Here is a 4,635-nt window from a genome sequence, read left to right as displayed (position 1 = left end):
ATCCACCACCTCGTCCACCTGGCCGTAGATGCCGGGGAAACGCAGGTCCAGCCACAGCCACAGCGTGCAGGTGCGCAGCGTCTGCTCCATGCGCTCCAGGCGGCTGTGCTCGTCCACATCGTTCAGGAACCACGCGGCGCCGGCCTGGCCGGATTTGGCGTGGTGGCCCGCCCATTCGAGGAACTGCTTGACCTGCGCATCGGTGCGCGTGTCCACCGGCGCCTGCGCATAGACGAAGCGCTGGCGCAGCGGCAGGTTGCCGGCGACCTGGTCGAGCTGGGCGGCGAGGTCCAGCATCTGGTCGAGTTCCGCCACGGCGAAGTGGGCGTTGTCGAGCTGCAGCTGTTCGACGAACACGCCCAGCACGTCGCGCAGGCGGTTCTTGCCCAGGCGGCTGGCGATGGTGTCGATGTGCCACCAGTTCGGCGCGACCGGCGCCTTGAAGTCGCGCGGCGCCTTGGGCACCTTGGGCAGCAGCGCCTTGAGCGTGCGCAGCGCCGTCGGCTCGGCTTCCTTCAGCACGCCGCAGAAGCCTTCCTCGTGGATGCCGAAGCGTCCGGCGCGGCCGGCGATCTGGTGGACTTCGGACTCGGTCAGCGGGCGGTCGCCCTGGCCGTCGAACTTGGTCATGGTGCTGAACAGCACACGGCGCACCGGCAGGTTCAGGCCCATGCCGATCGCGTCGGTGGCGACCAGCACATGCGACGCGCCCGTGGCGAAGCGCTCGGCCTCGCGGCGGCGCACTTCCGGCGGCAGCGCGCCGTAGATCACCGAGACGATCTGCCCATTGGCCGCCGCCTGGTCGCGCAGCATCAGCACGTCGCGGCGGCTGAAGGCGACGACCGCATCGCCCTTCTTCAGCGAACTCAGCGACACCGGTGCGGGCAGCAGCTCGACGTGCTGCTTGCGCTCGAAGCGCTGCACGGTGCATTCCTCGCCGCACAGGCCGAGCAGGTTGCGCAGGGCCTCGACCGCGTAGTCCGAGCAGATGATCAGCAGTTCCTCCGCAGGCACGGCCACGATGGCCTGCGTCCATGCCCAGCCGCGGCTGTGGTCGAAGATCATCTGCGCCTCGTCGATCACCGCCACCTCGATGGGCTTGTTGGTGTCGACCATCTCGATGGTGCTGGAAACGACGCGGGCGCCATCGGCCGGCACGCTTTCCTCGCCGGTGCGCAGCGAGCACGGCACACCGCGTGCGGCCAGCCGGTCGCGCCCTTCCAGTGCCAGCAGGCGCAGCGGCGCCAGATAGGCACCCGCCTTGGCCTTGGCGAGGCGCTCGAAGGCCTGCCAGGTCTTGCCGCTGTTGGGCGGGCCGACGAACAGCGTCACCTTGCGCTGCAGGCGGCGGGCCTGGGGGAAGCTGTCGGGATAGCCCTGGAAGGCCAGCTCGCTGCTCAGGCCCTCCATGGTGTCCTGTTCGTTGACGCGGTGTTCCCAGCGGTCCTGGGCGCGGGTGCAGGCCGCCATCAGGCTGTCGAGCGACTGCGCGGTGGCGCACTCGGACTGCAGCGCGGGCAGCAGCGAGCCGATCTGCCACAGGTTCAGCTCGGCGCTGCGGTTGACCAGCCGCTCCAGGTGGGCGGTGAGGGCCTCGGCGTGCGGGTAGTCGGGCAGGGTGCTGAGCGCCTTGATGAGCGCGGGCTTGTCGCCGGTGCGGAAGAAGTCCCACACGGCCTGGGCCGGCACGGGCTGGTGGTGCGTCACCGTCAGGCGCCAGCCCTGGGCGTGGAGCTGCACGCCCTGGCGCGCCTCGCGCTGCCATTCGTCGCCGCGCCGGGCCACACCTTGCGCGTCGAGCGTCGTCGCGCGCTCCAGCATCAGCGCGCGCACGCTCTGGCCCGAGCCGACCACGTTCAGGTGCTGCAGCGCCTCGGTCATCAGCGCCGGGTCGATCCAGCGGCTGGGCCGTTGTCCGGGAACCGCCTTCTGCAACAGGATCAATCCGAGCCCGTCGAGATGGGCATCGGCCTCGGCACTCTGCTCCATCTGGTAGTCGATCGGCTGCACGACCTGCGGCAGCAGATACGCCGCCAGACGGATGCGGTCGACCTGTTCCGGGGTGAGGTGGGACGGGATGCGGCTGGCGTGGCGCGGCTGGGGCAGGGGGCGGGGGGCTGTTGTTGTGGCGGACATCGGGGGCGGCGCAGGGCCTGGGTTCAATCGTCGGAAGAGGCCGAACTCTACAGCGTCGGCGCCCACCCGATCGGTCCGGCCTGTTCAGGCATCTGCCACGTCATGGATCCGTCGTGGGGCCCGTTCCGTGGACAGCTCGGACCGCTTCGTCTGGCGGAAGGGGTGGTGGGGGTCAGTGGGTCGGGTCTTCAGCGCAGGCGACTCGGCATAGAAGCTCGCGTTGAGCTGGGTGTGCGCGATGAGGTGGTGCCGGAAGCGCAGGTAGAGCGTCTGGTCGACCTGGCCGGGATCCTGCCAGAAGGTGGCGAGCGGGCCGCTGTAGACCAGCCCCGGCATGCTGTAGACCGACTCGCCCAGCGTGATCACCGGTGCACCATGGTGCAGTGCCTGCAGGCCGACCGTGCTGTTGATGGTGATGACACCGCGGGTGTGGTCCAGCAGCGTCGGCAGGTGCTGGTCATGCAGGTAGACCACGCGGTGGCGGAGGTTCAGCCGCTGCGCTTCCTTGCGGATGTGGTGCCGGTAGTCGCTGTAGGCCCGGTCCATCGGGTGGTGCTTGATGACCAGGCCGACCTCGTCGGGGGCATGCGCGGCGAACGAGGTCATCACGTCGCTGATGAAGGCCTCGATGCTGGGAAAGAGCGAGTGGTGCGTCACCTGGCTGTCGGATTGCACCTGCAGCGGCACCAGGAACCAGCGCTTGCTCAGGTCTGCATGGCATAGCCGTTCGTGCAGGCCCTGTTCAGCGATCCGGTAACGCAGGTGGCGCAGGAGGCTGCGCGCCCAGCGCAGCGGCTCGACGACGGGGTTGAGCGAGCGGTGGTGGCGCTGGTGCGGGTACCACGGGCGCATCGCCATCGCGGCGATGCCATAGGCGGCGGCGATCAGTGCGGTGCGGCGGATGTTCTGGGTGGTCGGCTGCGGCGAGGTATGCCGTGGCTGGGCCGGTTCGGCGTAGAAGCTCGCCGAGCGTGGCAGTCGGGACAGCGCATTGACACCCCGCCGCTCGACGGTGACATAGTTCGGCCGCAGATAGCCCTCCTCGAACACGAAGACGCTGATGCCCATGGCTTGCGCCACCTCGCGGGCCACGCAGTGGATCGGACGCATCTGTCCGAACAGCACCATGGCGTCGATGCGCTGGCGCTGCATCAGGTCCCGCAGCCAGTCGGCCAGGGCTTCGGGACGGCCGGTGTAGCGCAGTGCGCCGCCGTGGCGCCAGAAGAGCTGGTCCCCGCCATTGAAATGCACCTTGGTCACGTGCTGGCCCTGCTGGGTCAGCAGCGTGGCCAGATCGCTGAAGAACCAGCCCATCGGGCCTTGCAGGATCAGCGTGTGGCGGCGGTCGACCAGGGCGCGGAATGCGGTGGGCCACGGTGGCAGGCTGGCATTCTCGGCGGCAGTCGGCATGGTGGCAGGGGGTCTTCAGCGTGGACGTTGGCAGTCGGAGGGTTTCTGGCCTGGAGTCGATTGCACCGTACCGGGCCGTTCCTGAAATGGGCGAATAGCGCGAGTGCAGCGGTGCAAATCGGCGTTCACGCCGGCTTCAGCGCTGGCGGATCTGGGCGACGGCATGCAGCACCTGCCGCTTCAGCTGTCGCCAGCTGCGCGCACCCAGCGGGGCGGTTGGAGGGGCCAGTCGCTGCCACTCGCGCAACTCCACCAGCGCCTGCTCGGGCGTGGTGTAGGTGCCGGAGCGGCGGCTGATGTAGGTCGGATAGAGCACGAGCGTCGCGGCCACCAGCTCGTCGAGCTGCAGCGTGCGCTTGCGGCGCTGGCGGGCAGGGTGGTCTGCGGGCGCGCGGTCCTCGGTCAGGCCCCAGCCGGCGTAGAACGGCATCCCCCAGGTGGTGACCGGGCAGCCGCGCAGCAGCGCTTCGAACCCGGTCAGCGAGGTCAGCGTGTGCACGGCATCGACGCGGGCCAGCAGGCTGTGCATGGGGACGTCGGTGACGATCTCGTCACAGTGCGCGCGCAGGCGTTCGCACTCGGCCTGCCAGGCGCGGCCGGTCTGGCGCAGGCCGGCAACGACGTCCGGATGCGGCTTGTAGACCAGCCAGGCCTTGGGTTCGGCGATCCGGACAGCGCGCAGCAGGTCGGCGTTGGTGCGGATGTCGGCGGCGCCCCACTGGATCGAGGCGTCACTCTCGACCTGGCCCGGCACCAGCACCACCTGCCGTGCCGTGGCTGGACGCTGCCATTCGCCACTGCCGACGTTGTACTTGGTCAGGCCGGCGTTGACGATGGCGGTGCGCAGTGCGCGTGCCCGCTCGCGCAAGGCGTCGTCGAAGTCGTGCTGGCGCAGCAGGTGTTCGAGGCGGCTCGGACGGGTGGCGTCGAAGTAGATGCCCAGATCGTCGATGACCCAGGACACCGGGCGCGTCAGGTCCGCACCCAGCCCGACCGAGCGCAGGAATCCGTCCTCGATGCGCAGCACCGGGCCGGTGGCCTGTGGCGGTGCCGGACGGCGACCCCAGACCGCGACCGCAGTACCTGGAT

At 69.6% G+C, this 4,635-nt stretch carries 3 protein-coding genes; all 3 read right to left on the bottom strand.

The genetic code is table 11. The features are described from left to right. A partial coding sequence (locus AB3X43_RS19485; RefSeq protein ID WP_369431538.1) for a helicase-related protein occupies positions 1-2,136 on the bottom strand: 2,136 nt, incomplete at its 3' end. An 84-nt stretch (positions 2,137-2,220) separates the two neighbouring features. Continuing rightward, positions 2,221-3,546 carry a capsule biosynthesis protein gene (locus tag AB3X43_RS19480; RefSeq protein WP_369431537.1) on the bottom strand — a complete coding sequence of 442 codons (1,326 nt, stop codon included), beginning with the start codon at positions 3,544-3,546 and terminating at the stop codon, positions 2,221-2,223. A 136-nt stretch (positions 3,547-3,682) separates the two neighbouring features. Next, on the bottom strand, positions 3,683-4,635 hold a 953-nt coding region (locus AB3X43_RS19475), incomplete at its 5' end, for a capsular polysaccharide export protein, LipB/KpsS family (RefSeq protein WP_473965155.1).

Source organism: Sphaerotilus sp. (genome assembly GCF_041083715.1).
Classification (GTDB): domain Bacteria; phylum Pseudomonadota; class Gammaproteobacteria; order Burkholderiales; family Burkholderiaceae_C; genus Sphaerotilus.
Note: the sequence above shows the minus strand (reverse complement) of the source record. Positions and strands in the feature narration are given on the sequence as shown.